Raw genomic sequence first — 19,915 nt, forward strand, 5'->3', positions numbered from 1 at the left:
CAGGATTTTATCGCACCCCAGCAACAACGGCTTCGACCAGATTGACGAAGGCGCTCGCCGCCCCGCTCGCGCCCATTACCTGCCGCAGTTGCCAGGAGACAGCTGCGCGCCGCTCGGGATCAGCGAGCCATTCTTCTACGAGAGGCACCAGATCGGCGGCGGTGAGGTGACAGAAAAGTTCCGGCACCAGCATCCGCTCCGCCCGAATGTTGGGCCAGGCGAGCAGGCCCAGTTTGCCTGCGATCCGCCGGTTGATCGCAGCGGCGATCGTCGAGCCGAGCTTGCCGGGGAGATTGCTGAAGAGCCCCGGCAACCCATCCCAGGCGCGCATCACATCCCAGCGGTTGGTGGGAATAATGACAATCATCGGTACCCCGAGGATGCCCAGCTCCGCCGTATTCGCTCCTACGGTGGTGAGGGCCAGATCGCACACCGACAGCAGATCGTAGGCCGGGTAGTCGAACCAGAGACGGATCGATACCCCTCCGGCAGTTTCGAGATAATCGCCGTCGCCCCGGCGCACGAGCCTGCCGCTCTGGCCCCCCACCAGTTCGAGATTCGGATTGGTCGGCAGGGCGTAGCGCTCGAGGTCCGTCGCCTGCAGCGCCGGTGCCACCGGAATGACGAAGCGCAGATCGGAGCGGCGCTTGCCCAGCGCTTCTGCCAGACCGAGGAACATCGGAATGCCGAGGGAGAGCTTGGCCGGTTTGGAACCGGGCAGCAGCGCTATCGTCTGGGATTTTTCGCCCAGGGCCAGTTTCTGGCGGACCTGGGCCTGACCGGCTTCGCCCAGGGCGCGCACCGCGTCGATCATCAGATCGCCTGTGACCTGAAACTGGCCTTTGAAGCGCTCCTTCGCCGAACGGGCGCGCACGGCCTCCTCGCGCAGGCCAAAGCGGTCGATCCAGCCCGGCCAGCGCACCTGCCACTCGGCGTAGGCGACGATCGGATAACCGAGCCTGCGGGCAATCAGCGCCGAGAGCCCCTGATCGCCCCCTAAAAAAAGCACCACCCCCCGCTTTGCCCAGTCCCAGTTGCCGCTGGTGCGCCCGGTAACCAGAAACTTGAGATAATCGCGGGCTGGTTGCACCCGCTCGATGCCAGCGATGGCCTGGGCCATCTGCTCCTCGAAGCCGGAGGCGTTGCCGTCCGGGGCAAGCACCAGCGACAGCCGCGCCGTGGCAAACCGCCGCCGCAACTCCGCCACCACGGGCCGCACCCAGGTATTCACCTCGCCGGGGCCGTTGGACAAAAGCAGAATGTCGAGCCGCTCAGCCATCGGCGTCTTCTTTGAGCCGCAGGGCCAGTGCCGCGAGCGTCAGGTCCACGACTTCGGCGGGCGACGCCTCCGAGGGCACCCGCACATCCGCCTGGGCGTAGAAGGTGGCGCGCTGGGCAAGTAGACCCGCAAGCCGTTCGCCCGTATCACCGCCCGCTAGCAAAGGCCGCACCCCCGGCGCGCCTGCCACCCGGCTTTTGAGCGTTTCGATCTCAGCGTCGAGCCAGACGATGAGGCCGTGGTGCAGGTAGCTCCAGTTGCGCCGCTCGGTAACGACGCCGCCGCCGGTGGCCACCACCAGTCGGGTGTAAGCACACACCTCCGCCAGCACCCGGCTTTCGAGGTCGCGAAAGGCCGCCTCGCCCTGTTGGGCAAAGATGTCGCTGATGCTGCTGCCGCCGATTTGTTCGATAAGTTCATCGAGGTCGAGAAACTGGTAGCCCAGCCGCTGGGCGAGCAGGCGGCCCACCGTCGATTTACCGGCACCCATCATGCCGACTAGAAAAACGCTGACACCGTTGAACATAGGACCGATCCTACAACCCGTTCACACAATAGTTGGCGATGAGCAGCTCGCTGATCGCCCCCCGCCGGTTGGCGTTGCAGTTGACCATGCGGCTGGCGCTCACCCGCTCGATCGCAAAACCGGCGTAGGCGCGCTCAAAAAAATCGTCCTCCGGATCGCCGTTGCGCGGATCGGAGTTGCTGAGGAGCAGATAAGCGCCGGTGGTGTGCAGCTGGCGGTAAAATTCGGCGAGCCTCAACTGGGCTGCGTCGTCGAAGCGCTGGGCGGAGTAGGCAGTAAAGCGCGCCGTCTTGCTGATCGGTCGGTAGGGCGGGTCGAAGTAAAAAAAACTGTGCCGGTCCGCGAGCGGCGCGCTCGCAGTAAAGTCCCCAGACTCGATTCGGGCGCGGGCGAGCACAGCGGCTACCGCCTGCAGATTGTCGCCCATGCAGATCGTGGGTTGCCGGTAGCGGCCAAAGGGCACGTTGAACTGCGAGTGGGCGTTGGTGCGGAACAAACCGTTGTAGCAGGTGCGGTTGAGAAAAATTAGCTGTGCGGTGCGCTCTATCCAGCGATCGTCGAAGCGCTCGAAGTCGATCGCCTCGATTCCGGCGTTAAAGCGCGTCCGCACCCGGTAAAAAAAAGCGCGCCGCTCCTCGGGCGGCTCAGCGTAGTAGAGCCGTTCCAGTTCGCTCAACCGGACAATTAGCGCTTCTACGGCCCGTTGAATCGTCCGGTAAGCGAGTACGAGTTCGCGGTTGATGTCAAAGAGGACGAATTGCTCGATCGCATAGCGCTGGGCGACGTGTAAAAAGACAGCCCCACCGCCGATGAACGGTTCGACGTAGCGGCGAATCTGGCCGCCAATCAGTTCCTCCGGCAGGCGCTGCTCGATTTGAGTAAGCAACTGGCCCTTGCCACCGGCCCACTTCAAAAAAGGTCTGGCCCTGACTGCTGCTGTCACACCGCCCCTGGACGCCGCCGAAACCAGTCTAATCTGTACACCGGCTTAAGATAGAGGGCAGTTCTTTGCTGTCCTCGATGCCTGCAACTGCTGACCGGCGCACGTTCGTGCTCTGGCTCGGAGGGGCACTGCTGTCCGGCTGCAGCAGCGCGATTCCGATCGCTTCTTCCGATACTGGCCCAGACTGGGTGCTGATCCGCCAGCGCGGGTCGCTGCGCGTCGCCGCCGATCCGCTGGTCGGAGCGCCCTACTTCTTTCGGCGCGCCGGTCAGTACGCCGGGTTTGAATGGGACATCCTGAGCGCCCTGGCTCAGCAGTTGCAACTGAGTGTGCAGCTCGTCGAGGTGCCCTGGCCGGAGCAGGTGGAGGCGCTGGTCGCTCAAAAAGTCGATCTGGTCCTCAATGGCCACGAAAAGCCGCCCCCCTCCGAGATAGCCGCGTCCAACCGTCCGCCCTTCGAGGCGACCCAGCCCTACTACCTGAGCACACAGCAACTGCTCTTTGCCCCAAAAGCCGGCCCGGACTGGAACGATCTGGAGGATCTGGCCAGCCGCCGGGTGGGGGTGATTATCGACAGCGGCGGCTGGGCACTGCTCGCCGCCTACAACGCCCGGCACCGCCAGGCGGCAATTCGGCCCGCAGGCTTTCGCAGTCTGACGGACCTGATCGAGCGGCTGGAGACAGGGCAGATCGACGCTGCGATCATCGATGCGCCGGTGGCTGCCTGGCAGGTGAGCCAGCACCGCAACTGGCGGCGCAGCGGCAACTGGCTGCCGGTTGCCCTGACGGGGCTGGTGCGCGTCCAGGACCGCTCTACCCGCGAACAGATCGATCGCGCCCTCACAGAATTGATCGCCACTGCAAAGCTCAAGGCGATTCTGCAGCGCTGGGGTCTGTGGAACGCGGTTCAAGAACAACAGCGCGTTTAGCCGCCCAACAGGCTAGGGCATCTTTGAAGATGTACGCATCGAGGGCCGCAAACGGCAGTCAGGCTCTGCTCCAGACTGGTTCTAGGCAGGGAGCGGCAGGGTAAAAAAGAACGTACTGCCCAGGCTGGGTGCGCTGTGAACGGCGATCCTGCCGCCGTGGGCCTGGACAATCTGGTTGCACAGATAAAGGCTCAGGCCCGCTCCCCAGCCCCGGCCCCGGTTGGCAAGAAATTTTTTGAACAGTTGCTTTTGCAGGCTGGGTACGATTCCCTGGCCCTGGTCGGTGATGCTCACCCTGACCTGGTTCGGACGCACAAATTCTACTTTGACATCGACAAAGTCGCCGGGGCCGCTGGCGCGCAGGGCGTTGTCGAGCAGGCTCTGCAGGACGTAGATGATCTGCTGCGGGTCGCCCGTTGCCAGAACCGGCAGCGGCTCGATCTGAGAGCGGATGTGCCGCAGATCGCTTTGGAAGATGGCCTGCAAGGGCTTAACCGCCTTCGCTAAAAGCATCTCCCAGCTCAGAGCTTCGCGCAAAAGCACCTGCTTTCCCGCCTCGTAGCGGGCGATCTCAAGCAAGGTCTCGACGAGCCTGAGCAGTTCCTCGTTGGCCTCGGCTGATTCATTGAGCACCTGCTCCAACTTCTGGTCAACCGGACCAAAAGCCCCCCGAATCAGCGAGCCCAGGGTCAGCCGCGAGGCAATGAGCGGCGCGCGCAATTCGTGGGTAAGTGTGTGCAAAAGCCCTTCAAGTTGCGGTTTGCGCGCGCCGGAGCACCGGGACAGTTGGGCTGGCTTGTCTGCTGCGGGTTTTGACGGAAGTGGCGCTTCTTGCCCCGGCGGCATCGACTCGTTCAGGCGGTTTAAGATCGCATTTAACTGTTGTTGTTGCGCCCGCAGCTGCTTTTCGATGCCGTGCTTATGGAGCGCAATCTGAATGGTCGCCTGCAGCTCTTTTTCGTTGTAGGGCTTGAGCAGATAGCCGTAGGGCAGAACCGTCTGCGCCTGCTGGAGAAACTGGGCATCGCTGAAGGCTGTCAAAAAGACGATCGCAATATCGTTTTTCTGACAGATTCGCTGCGCAGCCTCGATACCGTTGAGTCGCCCTTTGAGACGGACATCCATCAAAGCCAGATCGGGCAGCAGTTGCCGGCAGCGTTCGATGGCCAACTCCCCTGTGCCCACGACATCACAGACGTTATAACCAAAAGCTTCGATGCTCAGGCGGATGTCCTCCGCCACCAGCCGCTCGTCCTCGACAATCAAGATTCTGGCACTCATGCTGCTCTCCCCCCTTGACCAGTAACGAAAATGTGATCTCAAAGCGCGTGCCTCCCTCCCGGTAGACCGCCAGTTCTCCTTCTAACTGCTCTACTAAAAGGCGCACCAGCTGCAGCCCCAGCGAGGGCGTCGATCGCCAGTCCAGCGACTCCGGCAGACCAACGCCGTTGTCGCTGAAGATTAATCGGCAGATATTGTCACCGACGATGTGCAACTGGACCTGCAACTGTCCTTGTTGCTCTTCTGGAAAAGCATACTTCAAGGCGTTGCTCACCAGTTCGTTGAGAATCAAGCCGAGTGGTACAGCCACATCCAGGCTCACCGGCACCTGGGCAACGTCCTGCAACAGATGGATATGTCCAGGGCAGACACTGTAGGCTCGAAAAAGACTACCCACCAGTTCGCTCAGGTACGAACGAAACTCTACCCTGGCGAGGCTAACTGACTGGTAGAGGTGCTGATGGATAAGTGCCATCGCCTGAATGCGCTGCTGGCATTCGGCAAAGGCGCTCACCAGCTGCCCATCGGTGAACTTGTACGACTGCAGTCTCAAAAGGCTTGCAATCACCTGGAGATTGTTTTTGACCCGGTGATGAATTTCGCGCAGCAACAATTCTTTCTCTTGAAGCGACAGCAGCATCTGTCGCTCGACCTGCTTGCGCTCGGTGATGTCACGTCCTTCGGGAATAAGCAACACGATCTGCCCCACTTCGTCCGCCAGGGGCTTCAATGAAAAGTCGATCGTCGCTATCGTCCCGGCCTTACCCAGCACGTCCACTTCGTAGCGGACGAACTCCCCGGTTGCGGCTTTGGTGATCGCTTCGCGCAACCGACAGCGGGTCTGCTCCGAAAGCGCCCACCAACCGGCTTCCCAGAACGGTCGCCCGAGCACCTCCTCGCGGGTCAGTCCGCCAAAGTCGAGAGCGGTCTGGTTGGCCTCCAGGAGCGTGCCCTCCGTGTCCAGCAGACCGACGAACTGGTAGGTCTGGTTGAAGATGGCGGCGAAGCGCCGTTCGCTCTCGCGCAGTTGCCTCTGGGTGTGCTGGAGATCGGCAATCTTGTCCTGCAGGCGCTGGTTGAGGTGCTTTAACTGGACGGTTCGCTCGCGCACCTCGGTTTCGAGTGTGTCGTTCCAGGCTTGTAGCTGCTCTGCGGTTCGCTTGCGCTCGGTGATCTCGACGAAGGCTCCGACGACCCCGCATACTCTACCACTCGTGTCCAGCAAGGGAGCGGCGTTGCAGGACAGATGCACCCGGCTGCCATCCGGGCGCAGTACCTCACACTCCCAGTCCTCGATGCGGCGGTTCTGGGTGGCGGCCACCTGCATCGGCAACTCGTGGCCTTCTAGTTTCCGTCCCTCTCTAAAAAGCTGAAAAGGTGGCGGCGGAGAGCCTTCCGGGGGCGTGTAACTGGCGTTGGTCTGGGAAGTGATGCCGAGCAGGCGCTCGGTGGCCAGGTTGGTGCGCATGCGGTGGCAGAAGGGATCTTCGGCCACGCACACGCCGATCGGAATGACGTTGAAGAGGGCTTCACTTTCTTCCAGTCTGCGCACCAGATCCTTGCTGATCCGCTCCAGCTGAGCCTCGGTCTGCTTGCGGCGGTCAATGTCTTCGACGGTGGCGATGAAGTAGGACAACCGCCCCTCTCCGTCGCGCGCCGCTGAGGCGGTCAGCCGAATCCACACCTGCGTGCCGTCCTTGCGCAGGTAGCGCTTCTCCAGGCTATAGGAGTCGATCTCCCCCGCCGCCAATCGCCCCGCCTGCTCTAGATCCCCGTCGAGGTCGTCCGGGTGGGTGATCGCTTGAAAGGTGAGGGCAAGCAGTTCTTCAGGGCTGCGATCGACGATCTCGCAGAGCCTGCGGTTGACGCGCAACCAGGATCCGTCCGGCCCAACGTGGGCAATGCCTATCGCTGCCTGCTCAAAGGTGTCTCGAAAGCGCTGCTCACTCTCGCGCACCATCGCCTCGGCACAGGTACGCACGGTCAGGTCCATCCAGCTTGCAAATGCGGGTGCTTGCCTACCGGTGTTTTGGTGCGCCTCTTGCCCCAGGCTTTCTAAAAACTCCGAACCGCTCACGTATCCTTGCTTGAGCGCCAGCGCTTCTAAGCCGGCTAGGGCGGTCGGCGTCAGGGTAAAGCTCACCCTGCGCTGCGCTTCTTTGTCGTGACACCCGCCCGCTCCCGAGGGGCCGCGCTTGCGGTTCACCATCGGATACTAGAAATACTGTGTATGTACAAGATCGCCGCTTAAGTCCAGCGCTGTCTCACATCTTATCATCTCTTAATAAAAGCGCCAAGCCACATCGGGATGAATATTTTGTATTTCGCTCCGGCGATTTGAGCTTTCGATCAACCTGCAGACACGCCGAGAAGTCATAGAAGACTCCTGAAAGCATCCTGAGAAATCATCAGCACTGACCTGGCAAGCTATTCAAATAGCAAGTGCAAAGTCGAGGAAATGGAACCTGCTCCAGCCCTTTCAACCACCCAGCAGGCTGAGGGAGTCTTTGAAGATGAGCACCAGCCCCAGTCCCAGCAGCACCACCAGCCCCGTCTGGGTGACGATGCGCTGGATGCGCTCGTCGAGCGGCTTGCCGCGCACCGCTTCCACGCCCACGAACACCAGCTGTCCGCCGTCGAGGGCCGGAAAGGGCAGCAGGTTGAGGATAGCCAGGTTGAAGGAGATGAGCGCTCCGACAAAGAACAGATTGAGCCAGTCGCTCTGGGCTGCCTGGGCGGTGACAGCGACGATCCCCACCGGGCCGGAGAGCTGATCGATTCCGGCTCTGCCGCTAAATAGCTGGGCGAAGCCGCTGAAGGTCGTGCTTGCGATCCGCCCGTAGGTATTCCAGCTGCTGGTAAATATTTCGACCGGGTTTTGGGGCGGGCGGTGTTCGACCGTCGCGTTCGGCGTAAGCGAGACGCCGACTTTGCCCTCGCTGCTGGGGGTTACGGCGATGGGCACCTGTTGCCTGTCGCGGCGCACCACTAGGCGCAGGGGCCGACCGGGACTTGCCTTGAAGGCGCGGCTCGTCGCTTCCAGGGCGTTCTCGCCGCTGCCGACGGACTTGCCATCGACCGTCAGCAGCACGTCCCCCGCCTTGAGACCAGCCTGGGAGGCGGGCGATGCACCGGGGCTCACCTGCTGGATGAGCACGCCCGGCTTTTGTTCGCTCACAGGCACCCCGCCAATCGCCACCATCAGCACCAGCACCAGATAACCAAAGATCAAGTTGGCGACGATTCCGGCGGAGAGCACGATTGTCCGATCGAGCACCGGGCGGTTTTTGAGCAGATTCGGGTCGTCCTTGGCGATGTTGCTTTCTGGATCTTCGTCGGGAAAGCCGACGTAGCCGCCCAGGGGCAGGGCGCGCAGGGCGTACTCCACCTCCGGTCCCTGGTAGCGGGCGAGCACCGGCCCAAAACCGATCGAAAAGCGGCTCACCCGGATGCCGAGCAGGCGTGCGGCCATAAAGTGGCCCAACTCGTGGACGACGATGAGCAGCCCCAACAGCAAAATCGACAGCAACACGAACATCGGCGGTCCTCGGCGATCCCATTACTCCGATAGTGCGCCTTTTAGTCCGGATCGGCCAACGTCAAAACGATCTTTCCCCGGACATGGCCAGTTTCGCTGAGCCGGTGGGCCTGCTGCACCTCGCTCAAGGGCAGAACCGTGCCGACGATGGGCCTGATTTTGCCCGAGTCGATCAACTCTGTGATCTGGGCGAGTTGCCCGGCATCGGGGACGACGGCCATACTTGTGGCCTGGACATCTTCGCGGGGTGCAACAGGTCTGGGAAAAACCGTCGATACCAGCGTGCCGCCGGGGCGCAGAAGCTGCCAGGAACGCTGTTGGGTGGCACCACCCAGCAGATCCAGCACCAGATCGACGCCTGAGACGACTTGTTCAAACGGCACAGCCTTGTAGTCGATCACCTCGTCCGCCCCCAGGCTGCGCACAAATTCGACGTTGCCCGCCGAAGTGGTGCCGATCACCCGCGCCCCCCTGACCTTTGCAAGCTGAACAGCGAGCGAACCGACGCCGCCCGCCGCCGCGTGGATGAGCACGCTCTGGCCCGCCTCCAGCCCGCCTGCGCTGAACAGTCCCTGCCAGGCGGTGAGGGCAACCGCCGGCAGCGAGGCCGCCTGTACAAAATCGAGCGATCGCGGTTTGGGAGCGATGTCGGTGGCATCGACCGCCGCGTACCGGGCGTAGGTGCCGTTCTCCTGGCGGGGCATACCGTAGACCGCATCGCCCACAGCGAACCCACTCGTTTTTGGACCGACCTGCACCACCGTGCCCGCCAGGTCGCAGCCCAGGATGAGCGGAAAAGAAAAGCTCATCATTTCGCGCAGCAGACCGGCACGGATCTTCCAGTCGATCGGGTTGACCGCCGTCGCTTCAAGCTGGACCAGCACCTGGCCCTCCGCTGCTGTCGGTTGGGGCACATCCTCGTACTGCAGCACCTCCGGTCCACCGTAGGCATAGATACGAACTGCTTTCATCGCGTCACCTCCTCAAGTTGAGATCAATCGTTGCGGGTTCACTTCAGCGGGCAGTGCGCCTGCAATCCGGCCTGGCCGCCTAGGCCACCGGCGTCGGTGGCGTAAGAGTTGCCCAGCGCTCCGCCAGCTTGCCGTCCGCCAGCCGCCACATCACAAAACCTCTAAAGAGCATCGGCTGCCGGGTCTCCGCGTCCGTGCCCCGCCAGACGTTGCGCACCACCACCCGGTCCCCTTCTGCGAGGATGTCCTCGACCGTTACCTGCAAGTCGGGGTACTTCAGGTAGGTCCGCTCCATCATCTGCTTCGCCGGTTCAGGACCAACCGCTTCCCCATAGGGCTCGTCGTGGTCGAGAAAATCCGGGGCAAAGTTCCGGTAAGCGATCGCGGCGTTCTTGCGGTTGACGAACTCCTCGAAGTGGGCCCGGACGAACGCCTTGTTTTCTTCCTGGATGGACATCGGGTTGCTCCTGACTTGAAAGGTCGATGTGCTGGGCAAGCAAAGGGCGTCTTCCGGCAGTTTGCCCAGAAATCCCGCTCAAGTTGAGGGCGTCCTCGCCGCCGTTTGCAGGGAGAGCCAGCCTAAGATAAAAAAGTTCTCCGTCGCCACTCGCCATGACCCGCCTTGCCACCGGTTTTTTCTTTACCCTGCGCGAAGTGCCTGCCGAAGCGGTGGCGGTAAGCCACCAGCTGCTGCTGCGCGGCGGCTTCATCCGGCCCCTCGCGGGCACCGCCGGGCTCTACGCCTACGGCCCCCTGATGCAGCGGGTACTCCAGAAAGTAAGCCGGATCGTGCGCGAGGAGATGGACGCCATCGGTGCCCAGGAGGGGCTCTTTTGCCAGTTGCAACCGGCGGATATCTGGAGGGAATCCGGGCGCTGGGCGGTCTATACCCAGGACGGCACGATGTTCACCCTCAAGGACGGCGAGGGCGAGCACGCCCGCGAGTACGGCCTCGGCCCCACCCACGAGGAGGCGGTCTGCGACTTCGTGCGCCCCTACCTCAACTCCTATAAACAGTTGCCCTTCAGCCTCTACCAGGTGCAGACCAAGTTCCGCAACGAGAAGCGGCCCCGCTTCGGGCTGATGCGCGGGCGCGAGTTCATCATGAAGGACGCCTACTCCTTTCACGCCACCCCCGAGAGCCTGGAGGAAACCTACCGGGCGATGTACGGCGCGTATACGCGCATCTTTCAGCGGGCGGGCCTCGATTTTCGGGCGGTGGAGGCCGATTCGGGGGCGATCGGCGGCTCCGGCTCCCACGAATTTATGGCCCTCTGCGACATCGGCGAGGACACGATCCTCTACTGCGATCCGGCGGGTTACGCAGCCAACGTCGAGAAGGCCGTCTCGCTCATCGAACCGCCGGAACCGGTGGCTTCCGGCAGCTACGCTCTCAAGCCCACCCCCGGCATCCGCAGCGTCGAGGAGCAGGCCAGGATGCTCGGGGTGCCCGTAAGCCGGATCGTCAAAAATATCGTCTACATTGCCCTCTGGGCCGACGGGCGCGAGCAGCCGGTGCTCGCCTCGATTCGAGGCGACCGGCAAATCAACGAGACCAAGCTTAAAAATCACACGGGTGCTCTGGATCTCAGGCTGGCTACCGAAGCGGAACTGGCGGCCTGGACAGGACTCAAGCCCGGCTTTGTCGGTCCCAACGCCCCGATCGAGGGCGCAATCCGGATCGCAGATCGCTCAGTGGCAGAACTGACGGACTTTTCTACCGGCTGCAACCAGAACGATGTGCAGTGCGTGGGTGCCAACTGGGGCGAAGACGGTCTGGTGTTGCCGGAGGTCGTCGATATCGACACAGCCCAGGCCGGAGACCGCTGCCACCTGGCTCCCGAGTACCGGCTTGAAAGTGCGCGGGGCATCGAACTGGGCCACGTCTTCAAGCTCGGTGCCCAGTACTCCGCACCGATGCAGGTGCTCTTTACCGCCGAAAACGGCGAGCAGAAGCCCGTGCTGATGGGCTGCTACGGCATCGGCGTCTCGCGGCTACCGGCGGCGGTGGTCGAGCAGTCCCACGACGCCGACGGGATCATCTGGCCTATCGCGATTGCCCCGTACTCGGTGATTCTCGTCCCCGCGAACGTGCAATTGGAGGCCCAGAAGCAGGCGGCGGAGGAGCTGTACGCTGAATTGCAAGGTGCCGGTATCGATGTGCTGCTCGACGACCGGCTGGAGCGGGCCGGGGTCAAGTTCAAAGACGCCGACCTGCTGGGGATTCCGATCCGCGTCACCCTCGGTCGCGACCTGGAGCAGGGCGCAGTCGAGGTCAAGATCCGCAGGAGCGGCGCGGTCCAAAAAGTTCCGCTTACCGGGGTCGTCGCCTACCTGAAAGAACAGATCGCCCAATTGTCCGGTGCGGTCGAGTCGCGCTAGCGTGGAGGCGACACACTGGTGGGAAGTGCCATGCGGGAACCTTCGTACTTGCTCATCCTGGCGGGAATTTTTGCTTTGATCACCGCCGGGGCGGCGCTGCAGGAGATGATCAAACAAGCCTGGCTCAGGGAGGAGAAGCCCGATTTTGGCCGGTTGCTGGTGCCCTACCTCACCATGGGTGCGGGACTGGTGGCTCTTATGGCAAGTGGGCTCGAAATCTTTGGCATTCCCCCAGCCGGTGCCTACGGCGTCTCGATCGTCCTGGTGCTCACCGTCGCCGGGTTCGTCTGGTGGCGGTTGACGGCGGAGCTGACGGGCAAGGGCAGCAATTTCTTCTGGTAAAACGCTTTAGCTCTCGGGAGTGGGCGGGCTGTCGAGCAAATTCTCTTTCGACTCCTTGAGCTTCTTCCAGAGCCCCCGGATCTCGCGGTAAGCTTCCTGAGCGCTCAACTGGCCGCCGGTCTCAAGGGCGCAGATGAGCGAGACGCGGTTTGCGAACTCCTGCAGATTCGCGTTGAAAATAATATTACCAAGGGTTGGCTCCCCATGATAAGAAGCGCGAGGATTAAAAAATTCGTCCTTGCTGGTCATGGCAACCCCTCCGCATGGTTCTTCCTTTCAGATTATCGTCGGTGGATCGTGCGCGCCGAAACTACCGCTTTAGACGGAGAAAGCTAAGATGGGGGCGGTGCGAATCAAAGAGTCTTTCGTGTACACCTACTTTAAGTGCGGCGATCTCAAATTTCGCACGCTCGAAGAAGCTCTCGCTTACTCGGTGGCGACGGGCGAAGATATTCAGGAACTCACTGCCAAGAGTGATCCCTTCAGCGAACGGCCACCGCGCTCGAGCCGTCCGGTCTCCTGGATGCTCTCAGAGACCTGGAACAACCCCTCGGGCTATCTTTCCACACCCCAGGACAAGCTGCGGGTAGTCGAGTTCGACCGCGACAACTACGGCAAGACCCGCTCGCGCCCCCAGCGCCCTCCCCGCAAACCGACGGGCGAAGAAAAGAGTTCTTGAGCACTTCAGTTAAACGAGATGTACCAGCTACCGGCGTAGCGGTAGATCGGGTTGGGCTCGGTTCCCAAGTAGCGCGCCTGGATCTTGAAGGTGCCCGCCGAGCGGGGATTGGTGAAGTTCTGAAAGCGGATCTTGAGGGGCGTCTCCGCCGGTACCGGCTTTTTGAGGACAATGTTCATCACCCGCAGGACATCGTCGATCTTGTCGGTTTCTATCTTTTCGACCTCGACCGCCTGCCGGGTGCTCTCGTCGATCACCTGGACGTTGGAGGTGTCGAAGCTGTTGTCATAAAAGTACGAGTAGTCGAGCCGGATCTCGGCGATGGCGACATTTTTTGGTTTTAATTGCAGGTCGAGCAGGTTGAGACGGGCCTTGGAGCGGTTGTTGATCATCGAGTAGGTGAGGTTGTTGTCGGCGTCCTTCTCGCCGCCAAACAACACAAAACCCGACTGGGCCAGAACCGGCGCACTTCCACATGCCAGGATAAGGGCACAGACAGCCAACCACTTCGCTTTCATGGATCCGTTCACTCCGAACGCTTATTTCAGTATTCTGCCACGCCAGTTTGCGTGCCGGGTGCGATGCGTCCGGTCGTAATCACAGGCATCGGCGTCGCAAGCTGCCTGGGCCTGGATGCTGCGACCACCTGGAAGCGGTTGCTGACAGGCGAGCGCGGCTACTCTGCCGCTCAGCCCCTGGGCCAGGCAGGGGATCTGGCCCTAGAGAGCAGCCGGGCCATCGCCCTTATCGAGCGCGCTGCCTGTGAGGCGCTTGCGGACGCTGCCCTTTCTACAGGAGGTGCGGATCTCGCTGTGGCCATCGGTTCCAGCCGGGGTCTGCAGGCCGACTGGGAAAGCAGTGGGGGCCGACAGAATCTGGGTCTCGATGCCCCGGCCCGCGCCATTGCCCGGTTGATCGAAAGCCCAGGACCGGTAAGTGCCCTCTCCTGCGCCTGCACCTCCGGAGCCTGGGCGATCGGCACAGGCTACCGCTGGATTCGCTGGGGATTGTGCGATCGGGTCCTGGTCGGTGCCACCGACGCCGCGATCACCCCCCTCAACCTGGCGGGCTTCCGTCAGGCCGGTGCCCTCGCCAGAACGGCCTGCAGACCCTTCGAGCGCGAGCGCGAAGGCTTTGTCCTCTCCGAGGGAGCCGCCGCCCTGGTTCTGGAAGCAGAATCTGTCGCCCAGGGCCGCCCCTACGCCCGCCTCCTCGCCTTTGCTGCCACCGACGACGCCTATCACCTGAGCGCTCCCCACCCCGAAGCACTTGGCCTGGAGCGGGCCGTCCGCCGCTGCCTTCAAGACGCCGGGCTCCTGTCAGCAGATGTCATCCACGCCCACGGCACCGGCACGACGCTGGGCGACGCTGCCGAGGCAAAACTCATCGCCCGCCTTTACGGTGCCACCACACCCGTCATCGCCTTCAAAGCCAGCCTCGGCCACAGCCTGGGAGCGAGCAGCGCCATCGAAGCGGCCCTCTGCTGCCTGGCGCTGCGCGACGGCTTGCTGCCGCCGATCGTGGGTCTGGAACATCCGATTGCTCCCCTCGCCTTCGTGCGGGAGCCTACGAATCGCTCCCCCGCGACCGTGCTCCTCCACAGCCTGGGCTTTGGCGGCCAGAACGCTGCCCTGTTGCTTGAGGCTTGTCCTTCCCGGCAGGGCGCGCTAGGCTAGGTAAGCGAAATCACGGGACGTAGCGCAGCTTGGTAGCGCACTACTTTGGGGTAGTAGGGGTCGTGGGTTCAAATCCCGCCGTCCCGATAACAAAGAAACCCGCTGCTAGAGCGGGTTTCTTCTTTTGAGATTAGCATATATATTCAATCTCAAGCGTGAGAGCCAAGGCTAGTCGCTCAGGCTCGATCAGGAACTCATTACTCCTGAAAATTGCCTTAAACTTCTCCCGAGCTAGTAGGGGTCGTCAATTGCCAGGGCTATTGGGCCGATTTAGCCATAGCCATGTGCTTGCCCTCGAAGAAACCTTCAGAGCTTCAGGGTTGATTGACAATAACCCACTGTCCCGAGGGGCGGTATAGCGGTTTCTAATGCATTGCCCTCATTGAGATCAATGCCTACTGGAGATGTGCCTGCAGGTTCAGGAGTAGAAACCGACTAAAGCAGTTCTGTGATGCCCACAGCCTAACTAGCCAGACGGCTCGTCATTCTCCCCTCATTGGCTAGCCGGGCGGCTAGTTATGCGTTACGATGTTGATCCAAAGGGATGTTTCGGGTTATATATCCCATAAAAGGGATGAACATGAGCGACAGCGGCAGGGACAAGGTGCAAAAGATTAAATCTTTTCTAGAGGAAAAGACGGACAGGCAATGGCTGCCTCATGGTGCAACCAGAGAGCAGATAGGGTACCGTCTAGCTTCCCCAGGTTCTCAAAGCTGCGAGACACAGCACCCAGTCTGCAAAGAGATCCTCTTATCTAAGAGAGACTGGGATATTCTCCAGGTAGAACTGCAGGATACAACTCCATTGCCTGCAGAGCTTAGAGAGGAGGCTTTGCGCTTCATGGCTGAGCATGACTTGGATTGAAGCAGGCAGGTGTCATGGCAGTTTTTAGACATAGTAGAAGAAGGGGTCTTGATAGACCCCTCTTTTAAGTGCGGAAACAAATCAATAGACAGATATTTAACAAAGTACGCGGTCAAGAACCATAGAAACGATATATCGAGAGCTGTGGTTCTCGTGCCAGTGCTTGGCCCTAAATACGTTGTTGGTTTCTACACCCTTAGTAGTTACCACATTAGATGGGACACTCTTCTTCCAGAGGACCAAGAGGAGATTCCCAAGTATGGCTGTCCCGCAACTTTAATTGGACAATTTGCTGTACATTTAGACAAGCAGGGGGAGGGCTTGGGAAGGAAGCTGTTAATGCACGCGTTCTATGAGTGCGTAAAGGGTTCAAAAGTTATTGGAAGCAAAGCAGTAGTAGTTGAAGTGCATCCAGAGGATCCGAGAAAGGACAAAAACCTCGCGGCCTATCAGGATAAGTGGAAATTCAGACCTCTCAAGGATAAGCCTTTAACACTCATTCTTAAGATGGATAAGGTTAGAAAGCTGTTCGAGCCGTAGCAGTATAGCTAAGACCCATGGTACCGCCTGCACTTCTTGTGCTGTCCACTGTCCACAGACAAGCAGCCCTTCCTCGCCATCCATCCTCGCGGCGGTCAGTGCTGCTTGCAGCCAGAGGGTAGGATCGGCGCGCTCCAAGATGGAGAATGCGAGTAGGATAGCTTCGTACTTCCACCTGCCTAAGTTGGTGTCTATGTCTCGCGCTCTTTTTCCTTGTGCAACTGTTCTAACTACTCTCCTCGTTTCTACAGCTACCCTGTATGCTCAGGAGACTACTAAGTTTACAATCCCCAAGGCAGATGTCACTCTTGTGCCAGTCAGAACAGTCGCAGATGCGATGGGCTCTTATGTACCTTCGTTTCTGTTTTGGCCTGCTCCCGTGAGCACTCCGTCGTCCAGCCCTGCTGCTACCACTTCCCACGAGCCGACAGCAACTCCTACGCAGTCTTCAAATAGCAATGTAGGGGGTTGCTCACCGCATAGCCAATCGCCTTGATATAAGTACATTCTATGTTCAGCTTTGTATTGCCTGGGATGAAGCGTGCCGAAAAAGATTCGCGAGCTGAAGGCGATGTTATTGAAAGCAGGATTTCTTTGGGAGCCAGGCAAAGGCTCCCATACCAAATGGACTCATCCAGAACTACCTCAATTCACCATCATCCTTTCAGGTAATGATGGAGATGACGCTCGACGCTACCAGGAAAAAAGTGTTGCCTCCGCTCTACAAGCTTTGCAGCAGGACGAGGAGTCATTATTGAATGAGGAGTCCAACAATGGAGAATCTTAAATACACTATTATCATCCGTTGGTCGGATGAGGACGAAGCCTTTTTGGTAGAATTGCCGGAATTTTTTGACGGTTTGCAACGGTATCGTACCCACGGCAGCACCTATCAGGAGGCTTTCACCAATGCCCTGCAGGCGCTAGAGATGCTGGTAGAGCACCACCAGCAACAGGGGCGTCCTTTGCCGCCAGTTCCGATGTCGGAAGTTTGCGCGGGGATTTGATGTAATTATCTTAGCCCCCAGTGTGCGCCTCAGCGCTCCCGAGCCGTTCGCGGTCGTGGGGAGTCGATAATTCCTGCAGGTCGGGACCAGGGGGGATGATGCCGCCAGGGTTGAGGGGGAAGAGGTTGCCGTAGTAGTCGCAGCGGATCGTATCGAAGTCGCAGGTATCGGCAATGCCTGGTAATTGATAGAGATCGCGCAGGTAACCCCAGAGATGAGCGTAGTCGCGCACACGGCGGCGGTTGCACTTGAAGAGGCCGTGATAGACCAGATCGAAGCGGATGAGGGTCGTAAAGAGGCGCACATCGGCGAGGCTCAGCTTTTCACCACAGAGGTAGCGGCGGGTTTCAAGGGCCGCATCGATGTCATCGAGGGCTGCAAAGAGGCGATTCACCGCCTGCTCGTAGGCAGATTGGCTCTGGGCAAAACCCGTGCGATAGACGCCGTCGTTGATAGCAGCGTAGATCCGGCTGTTCCACTCATCGATCTGGGCCTTTAATCCTTCAGGATAGAGATTCTGCCCAGGCCGGGCGGCGAAGCGCTCGAAGGCAGCATCGAGCAGGACGATAATCTCAGCACTCTCGTTGTTCACGATCGTGCGCGTCTGGCTGTCCCAGAGCACCGGTACCGTGCTGCGGCCCGTGTAACCGGCCTGGGAGAGCCGATAAAATTCTGCCAGGCTGCGGCAGCCTTCGTGCGCCCGCTCGAAGACCCAGCCCCCTTCGAGCGGATCGGGAACGACGACGACAACGGGAATGGCCGCCTCCAGCCCCTTGATCGCCCGGACGACCAGGGTGCGGTGCGCCCAGGGACAGCCCATGCCGACGATCAGTCGGTAGCGCCCGGCCTGGGGCTGGTACGGGTTGTCCGGTGCGTCGCTTATCTGGTGGCGAAACTGGCTTTCAGGCCGGACGTAGGCTCCGGCGCGGTCGCGGGGAGCGAGCCTTGCCATCATCGTGTGCCAGAGAGCCGTCCAGGTAAAGCGGACGGCGGCGATCAAAAATTTGGAAGGTAACGCTTTTGGCATGGTGCGCCCGCCTCCTGACTGTGCCCAGCCTAACTGAAGCTTCCGGCAGCGTTTCTCGCCTTGCAAGTGTCAGTAACATGGAAGTACCTGAACGCGGTGCATCGATGGCGGAACCCCAGCGCTCCAAGCTCGAACTGGCCGGTTTGCCGATCGGCAACGCTACGCTCACCCGCGCCGTCCTGCAGGAAGTGTTCCAGATCCTCAAGCCCATCGCTCCAGACGGGAGCTGGACAATGCTCGAAGGCAACAAGGATATGCGGATCACCGAGCAGAAGCGCCAACTTGCCCTCGAGAACACCAAAGAAGAAATTACTGTCTGGGTGGACGCCTCGGTGCTCAACCGTGGCCTGCAGCGCTGGATTGCCCTCGACTTTCAGCAGCCCAACCTTGAGGAGGTGCCGACAGCGGAGGCGGGCAACTGGCGGGTCTTTCTGCGCGGCCAGAGTGGTTCGATCGAGCTGGGCGACGGCGAGGCGACGGTCGGACTCGGGGTGGTGCTGCTGCTTAAATATGCGACGGCGGTGGGGGAGCTGGTCTCCTCGACGATCGCGGCCCAGGTGGAGGTACGGGGCATAGCGATTCCGGACATCAACGCCGATCGGGTGCTCATCCAGCTCAACGCCGCCCGGGTGCGCTGGGAGGACCGGGTGATCGAACCGCGCCTCACCGGGATTATTCTTAAAGCCGTGCTCAACCAGATTCCGTTTTTTCCGAGCCTGCCGGTGATGACGAGCTTTCTTTTGCCGTGGTTCGACTTTCGCCGCCAGGTGGGCCAGTTCGTACTCAGCTCGGTCGAAGTCCATCCTGGCAGGTTAAAGCTGGGCATGAAGTTCTTCGAGGCGGATCTGGTGAGAAGGCCGGAACTGGGCCGGACTTAGGGGGTGACGGTCACGGTTGGCAGGGTGGCTGCCGCCTGCTCCGCCTGGACGCCGCGCTCGCGCTCGATCTGCTTGCGCGTCCCTTCGGGGAGCTGATCGCCTGCGGCCAGGGCGCGGTCGAACTGATCGACCGCCTCGGCGGCCCGTCCTTTAAGCGCAAGGATCTGGCCCTTGAGGTAGTAGAGATCGGGGTTACTCGGGGCAGCGGCAAGCGCCTGATCGACCATGCCCAGGGCGTCGTCGTAGAGTTTTTTGTCCCGAAAGGCAAGGGCCTGGCCACGCATCGAAAGATAATTTGGGGCGGCCTTGCGAAATTCGCGGATTGCCTCGTCGTGTTTGGTGAGCAGGGTGTCGATGTAGCCTACGAACAGGTTGATCTCCGGATCGTCCGGGGCAGTTTCGCGGGCCGCCTTAAATTCAAGAAACATCGACGGCACAAAGGTCAGCATCTTGGGCAGGGCGATAAATCCGTCTTTGAGGTAATAGCTCGACGCTTCCAGACCCTGGGCCAGACCGGTGTAGAGGTGCGAGCGGCTCGGATCTTTAGAAGCCATCGCCTGGGCAACATCGCGGGTCTTTTTGGCAAGGGTCAAAAGCCGATCGACCTGGCCGTTCTGGTAGGCGAGGGCCGCCTGCAGGGTAAAGACCAGCGGCTCATCAGGATTTTGCCGCTGGGCCAGCTCCAGCTTTTGAGCCGCATTTTGATAGTCGCCCCGCTTGAAGAAGTCCTCAAAAGCGCCCTGCAGCGCCGGGCCGATGGGCCGGGCAGCACCGCCTGTCCGAAAAGGATCCGCCGCCTGCGCCGGAAGTGTTCTCCAACTGCCACTGAGCATCAAGGCGGCGAGGCCCGCTAAAAAGAGCTGCTTTGCTTGTTTGCGCTTGGCTGTTTGCACCATCGTCGTTGCCGTTCGCGACACTTTGACCAATTTATCTTCAAGGGCCGCCCCGCTGTTATCCCGGCCACGGGCCGACGGGCAACCACTTTTAGCTAAGTCGTTGGAACGGCCCGATTTGTTCTCTGTCATCTTGATTACGGATTTCGCCCCATGTCA

The 19,915-nt window shown here is 60.7% G+C and carries 21 protein-coding genes and 1 tRNA gene; 10 read left to right on the forward strand and 12 right to left on the reverse strand.

The window, feature by feature from the left end:
- Window positions 1-7: 7 nt before the first annotated feature.
- Genes GKIL_RS03025 through GKIL_RS03035 form a run of 3 tightly spaced genes read right to left on the reverse strand, consistent with a single transcriptional unit; the run spans window position 8 to window position 2,748 of the window.
- A complete protein-coding gene (locus tag GKIL_RS03025) occupies window positions 8-1,279 on the reverse strand; it encodes a glycosyltransferase family protein (protein WP_023171916.1) in 1,272 nt (423 codons plus the stop codon).
- Window positions 1,272-1,805 (reverse strand): shikimate kinase, encoded by a 534-nt coding sequence (locus tag GKIL_RS03030; protein ID WP_023171917.1) that lies wholly within the window; start codon window positions 1,803-1,805, stop codon window positions 1,272-1,274. The genes GKIL_RS03025 and GKIL_RS03030 overlap by 8 nt, the downstream gene beginning before the upstream one ends.
- Window positions 1,806-1,815: 10 nt before the next feature.
- Entirely contained in the window at window positions 1,816-2,748 is a 933-nt protein-coding gene (locus GKIL_RS03035; protein ID WP_023171918.1) for a DNA adenine methylase, read from the reverse strand.
- Window positions 2,749-2,825: 77 nt separating this feature from the next.
- Between GKIL_RS03035 and GKIL_RS03040 the strand changes: the two genes are divergently transcribed.
- Entirely contained in the window at window positions 2,826-3,677 is an 852-nt protein-coding gene (locus tag GKIL_RS03040) for a substrate-binding periplasmic protein (RefSeq protein WP_023171919.1), read from the forward strand.
- A gap of 81 nt (window positions 3,678-3,758) precedes the next feature.
- On the opposite strand, the gene GKIL_RS22235 is transcribed toward GKIL_RS03040, so the two are convergent.
- The 5 genes from GKIL_RS22235 to GKIL_RS03065 all read right to left on the reverse strand — a co-directional run bounded on the left by GKIL_RS22235 (window position 3,759) and on the right by GKIL_RS03065 (window position 9,924).
- Complete coding sequence (locus GKIL_RS22235; protein WP_071824780.1) at window positions 3,759-4,958, reverse strand: hybrid sensor histidine kinase/response regulator; 1,200 nt, start codon at window positions 4,956-4,958, stop codon at window positions 3,759-3,761.
- Window positions 4,876-7,167, reverse strand: a complete 2,292-nt coding sequence (locus tag GKIL_RS03050) for a PAS domain S-box protein (protein WP_023171922.1) — start codon at window positions 7,165-7,167, stop codon at window positions 4,876-4,878. Before GKIL_RS03050 ends, GKIL_RS22235 begins: the two co-directional genes overlap by 83 nt.
- Window positions 7,168-7,437: 270 nt before the next feature.
- Window positions 7,438-8,496, reverse strand: coding sequence for an RIP metalloprotease RseP (gene rseP / locus GKIL_RS03055; protein ID WP_023171923.1), 1,059 nt, complete (start codon window positions 8,494-8,496; stop codon window positions 7,438-7,440).
- A 41-nt stretch (window positions 8,497-8,537) separates the two neighbouring features.
- Window positions 8,538-9,467: an NADP-dependent oxidoreductase gene (locus GKIL_RS03060; RefSeq protein ID WP_023171924.1), complete on the reverse strand. Its 930-nt coding sequence runs from the start codon at window positions 9,465-9,467 to the stop codon at window positions 8,538-8,540.
- Window positions 9,468-9,546: 79 nt separating this feature from the next.
- Window positions 9,547-9,924 (reverse strand): ester cyclase, encoded by a 378-nt coding sequence (locus GKIL_RS03065; RefSeq protein ID WP_023171925.1) that lies wholly within the window; start codon window positions 9,922-9,924, stop codon window positions 9,547-9,549.
- Between the two features lie 155 nt (window positions 9,925-10,079).
- Between GKIL_RS03065 and GKIL_RS03070 the strand changes: the two genes are divergently transcribed.
- Both GKIL_RS03070 and GKIL_RS03075 read left to right on the forward strand, forming a co-directional pair.
- Window positions 10,080-11,849 (forward strand): proline--tRNA ligase, encoded by a 1,770-nt coding sequence (locus GKIL_RS03070; protein ID WP_023171926.1) that lies wholly within the window; start codon window positions 10,080-10,082, stop codon window positions 11,847-11,849.
- A 30-nt stretch (window positions 11,850-11,879) separates the two neighbouring features.
- Window positions 11,880-12,191, forward strand: coding sequence for a hypothetical protein (locus GKIL_RS03075; protein WP_023171927.1), 312 nt, complete (start codon window positions 11,880-11,882; stop codon window positions 12,189-12,191).
- Window positions 12,192-12,197: 6 nt separating this feature from the next.
- Here GKIL_RS03075 and GKIL_RS03080 read toward each other — a convergent pair whose 3' ends face one another.
- Window positions 12,198-12,440 (reverse strand): DUF7219 family protein, encoded by a 243-nt coding sequence (locus tag GKIL_RS03080; protein ID WP_023171928.1) that lies wholly within the window; start codon window positions 12,438-12,440, stop codon window positions 12,198-12,200.
- A 118-nt stretch (window positions 12,441-12,558) separates the two neighbouring features.
- Here GKIL_RS03080 and GKIL_RS03085 point away from each other — a divergent pair, with 118 nt between their 5' ends.
- Window positions 12,559-12,870 (forward strand): hypothetical protein, encoded by a 312-nt coding sequence (locus tag GKIL_RS03085; protein ID WP_144080305.1) that lies wholly within the window; start codon window positions 12,559-12,561, stop codon window positions 12,868-12,870.
- Window positions 12,871-12,875: 5 nt separating this feature from the next.
- Here GKIL_RS03085 and GKIL_RS22240 read toward each other — a convergent pair whose 3' ends face one another.
- A complete protein-coding gene (locus tag GKIL_RS22240) occupies window positions 12,876-13,388 on the reverse strand; it encodes a DUF2808 domain-containing protein (protein WP_023171930.1) in 513 nt (170 codons plus the stop codon).
- Window positions 13,389-13,451: 63 nt separating this feature from the next.
- Here GKIL_RS22240 and GKIL_RS03095 point away from each other — a divergent pair, with 63 nt between their 5' ends.
- The 5 genes from GKIL_RS03095 to GKIL_RS03115 all read left to right on the forward strand — a co-directional run bounded on the left by GKIL_RS03095 (window position 13,452) and on the right by GKIL_RS03115 (window position 16,958).
- Window positions 13,452-14,546, forward strand: a complete 1,095-nt coding sequence (locus GKIL_RS03095) for a beta-ketoacyl synthase N-terminal-like domain-containing protein (protein WP_023171931.1) — start codon at window positions 13,452-13,454, stop codon at window positions 14,544-14,546.
- A gap of 13 nt (window positions 14,547-14,559) precedes the next feature.
- Window positions 14,560-14,633: transfer RNA gene (locus GKIL_RS03100), tRNA-Pro, on the forward strand.
- A gap of 787 nt (window positions 14,634-15,420) precedes the next feature.
- The gene (locus tag GKIL_RS03110) at window positions 15,421-15,951 is read left to right on the forward strand and encodes a hypothetical protein (RefSeq protein ID WP_023171932.1); all 531 of its coding nucleotides are present in this window, start codon (window positions 15,421-15,423) and stop codon (window positions 15,949-15,951) included.
- Between the two features lie 541 nt (window positions 15,952-16,492).
- Complete coding sequence (locus GKIL_RS23275) at window positions 16,493-16,738, forward strand: type II toxin-antitoxin system HicA family toxin (protein WP_023171933.1); 246 nt, start codon at window positions 16,493-16,495, stop codon at window positions 16,736-16,738.
- A complete protein-coding gene (locus tag GKIL_RS03115; protein ID WP_041243689.1) occupies window positions 16,725-16,958 on the forward strand; it encodes a type II toxin-antitoxin system HicB family antitoxin in 234 nt (77 codons plus the stop codon). The genes GKIL_RS23275 and GKIL_RS03115 overlap by 14 nt, the downstream gene beginning before the upstream one ends.
- Window positions 16,959-16,968: 10 nt before the next feature.
- On the opposite strand, the gene GKIL_RS03120 is transcribed toward GKIL_RS03115, so the two are convergent.
- The gene (locus GKIL_RS03120) at window positions 16,969-17,985 is read right to left on the reverse strand and encodes a glutathione S-transferase family protein (protein WP_023171935.1); all 1,017 of its coding nucleotides are present in this window, start codon (window positions 17,983-17,985) and stop codon (window positions 16,969-16,971) included.
- 77 nt (window positions 17,986-18,062) lie between these two features.
- Here GKIL_RS03120 and GKIL_RS03125 point away from each other — a divergent pair, with 77 nt between their 5' ends.
- Window positions 18,063-18,863 carry a hypothetical protein gene (locus tag GKIL_RS03125; protein WP_144080307.1) on the forward strand — a complete coding sequence of 267 codons (801 nt, stop codon included), beginning with the start codon at window positions 18,063-18,065 and terminating at the stop codon, window positions 18,861-18,863.
- Here GKIL_RS03125 and GKIL_RS03130 read toward each other — a convergent pair.
- On the reverse strand, window positions 18,860-19,888 hold the full coding sequence (locus GKIL_RS03130) for a Sll0314/Alr1548 family TPR repeat-containing protein (protein ID WP_081705156.1): 1,029 nt from the start codon (window positions 19,886-19,888) through the stop codon (window positions 18,860-18,862). The genes GKIL_RS03125 and GKIL_RS03130 overlap by 4 nt on opposite strands.
- Window positions 19,889-19,915: the final 27 nt, after the last annotated feature.

Source organism: Gloeobacter kilaueensis JS1 (assembly GCF_000484535.1).
In the GTDB taxonomy this organism is placed as follows: Bacteria; Cyanobacteriota; Cyanobacteriia; order Gloeobacterales; family Gloeobacteraceae; genus Gloeobacter; species Gloeobacter kilaueensis.

Coding starts and splice junctions, on each gene's coding strand:
- GKIL_RS03025 (WP_023171916.1), bottom strand. CDS start 1,279: ATGGCTGAGCGGCTCGACATTCTGCTTTTGTCCAACGGCCCCGGCGAG.
- GKIL_RS03030 (WP_023171917.1), bottom strand. CDS start 1,805: ATGTTCAACGGTGTCAGCGTTTTTCTAGTCGGCATGATGGGTGCCGGT.
- GKIL_RS03040 (WP_023171919.1), top strand. CDS start 2,826: ATGCCTGCAACTGCTGACCGGCGCACGTTCGTGCTCTGGCTCGGAGGG.
- GKIL_RS22235 (WP_071824780.1), bottom strand. CDS start 4,958: ATGAGTGCCAGAATCTTGATTGTCGAGGACGAGCGGCTGGTGGCGGAG.
- GKIL_RS03050 (WP_023171922.1), bottom strand. CDS start 7,167: ATGGTGAACCGCAAGCGCGGCCCCTCGGGAGCGGGCGGGTGTCACGAC.
- rseP (WP_023171923.1), bottom strand. CDS start 8,496: ATGTTCGTGTTGCTGTCGATTTTGCTGTTGGGGCTGCTCATCGTCGTC.
- GKIL_RS03060 (WP_023171924.1), bottom strand. CDS start 9,467: ATGAAAGCAGTTCGTATCTATGCCTACGGTGGACCGGAGGTGCTGCAG.
- GKIL_RS03065 (WP_023171925.1), bottom strand. CDS start 9,924: ATGTCCATCCAGGAAGAAAACAAGGCGTTCGTCCGGGCCCACTTCGAG.
- GKIL_RS03070 (WP_023171926.1), top strand. CDS start 10,080: ATGACCCGCCTTGCCACCGGTTTTTTCTTTACCCTGCGCGAAGTGCCT.
- GKIL_RS03075 (WP_023171927.1), top strand. CDS start 11,880: ATGCGGGAACCTTCGTACTTGCTCATCCTGGCGGGAATTTTTGCTTTG.
- GKIL_RS03080 (WP_023171928.1), bottom strand. CDS start 12,440: ATGACCAGCAAGGACGAATTTTTTAATCCTCGCGCTTCTTATCATGGG.
- GKIL_RS22240 (WP_023171930.1), bottom strand. CDS start 13,388: ATGAAAGCGAAGTGGTTGGCTGTCTGTGCCCTTATCCTGGCATGTGGA.
- GKIL_RS03095 (WP_023171931.1), top strand. CDS start 13,452: ATGCGTCCGGTCGTAATCACAGGCATCGGCGTCGCAAGCTGCCTGGGC.
- GKIL_RS03115 (WP_041243689.1), top strand. CDS start 16,725: ATGGAGAATCTTAAATACACTATTATCATCCGTTGGTCGGATGAGGAC.
- GKIL_RS03120 (WP_023171935.1), bottom strand. CDS start 17,985: ATGCCAAAAGCGTTACCTTCCAAATTTTTGATCGCCGCCGTCCGCTTT.
- GKIL_RS03125 (WP_144080307.1), top strand. CDS start 18,063: ATGGAAGTACCTGAACGCGGTGCATCGATGGCGGAACCCCAGCGCTCC.
- GKIL_RS03130 (WP_081705156.1), bottom strand. CDS start 19,888: ATGACAGAGAACAAATCGGGCCGTTCCAACGACTTAGCTAAAAGTGGT.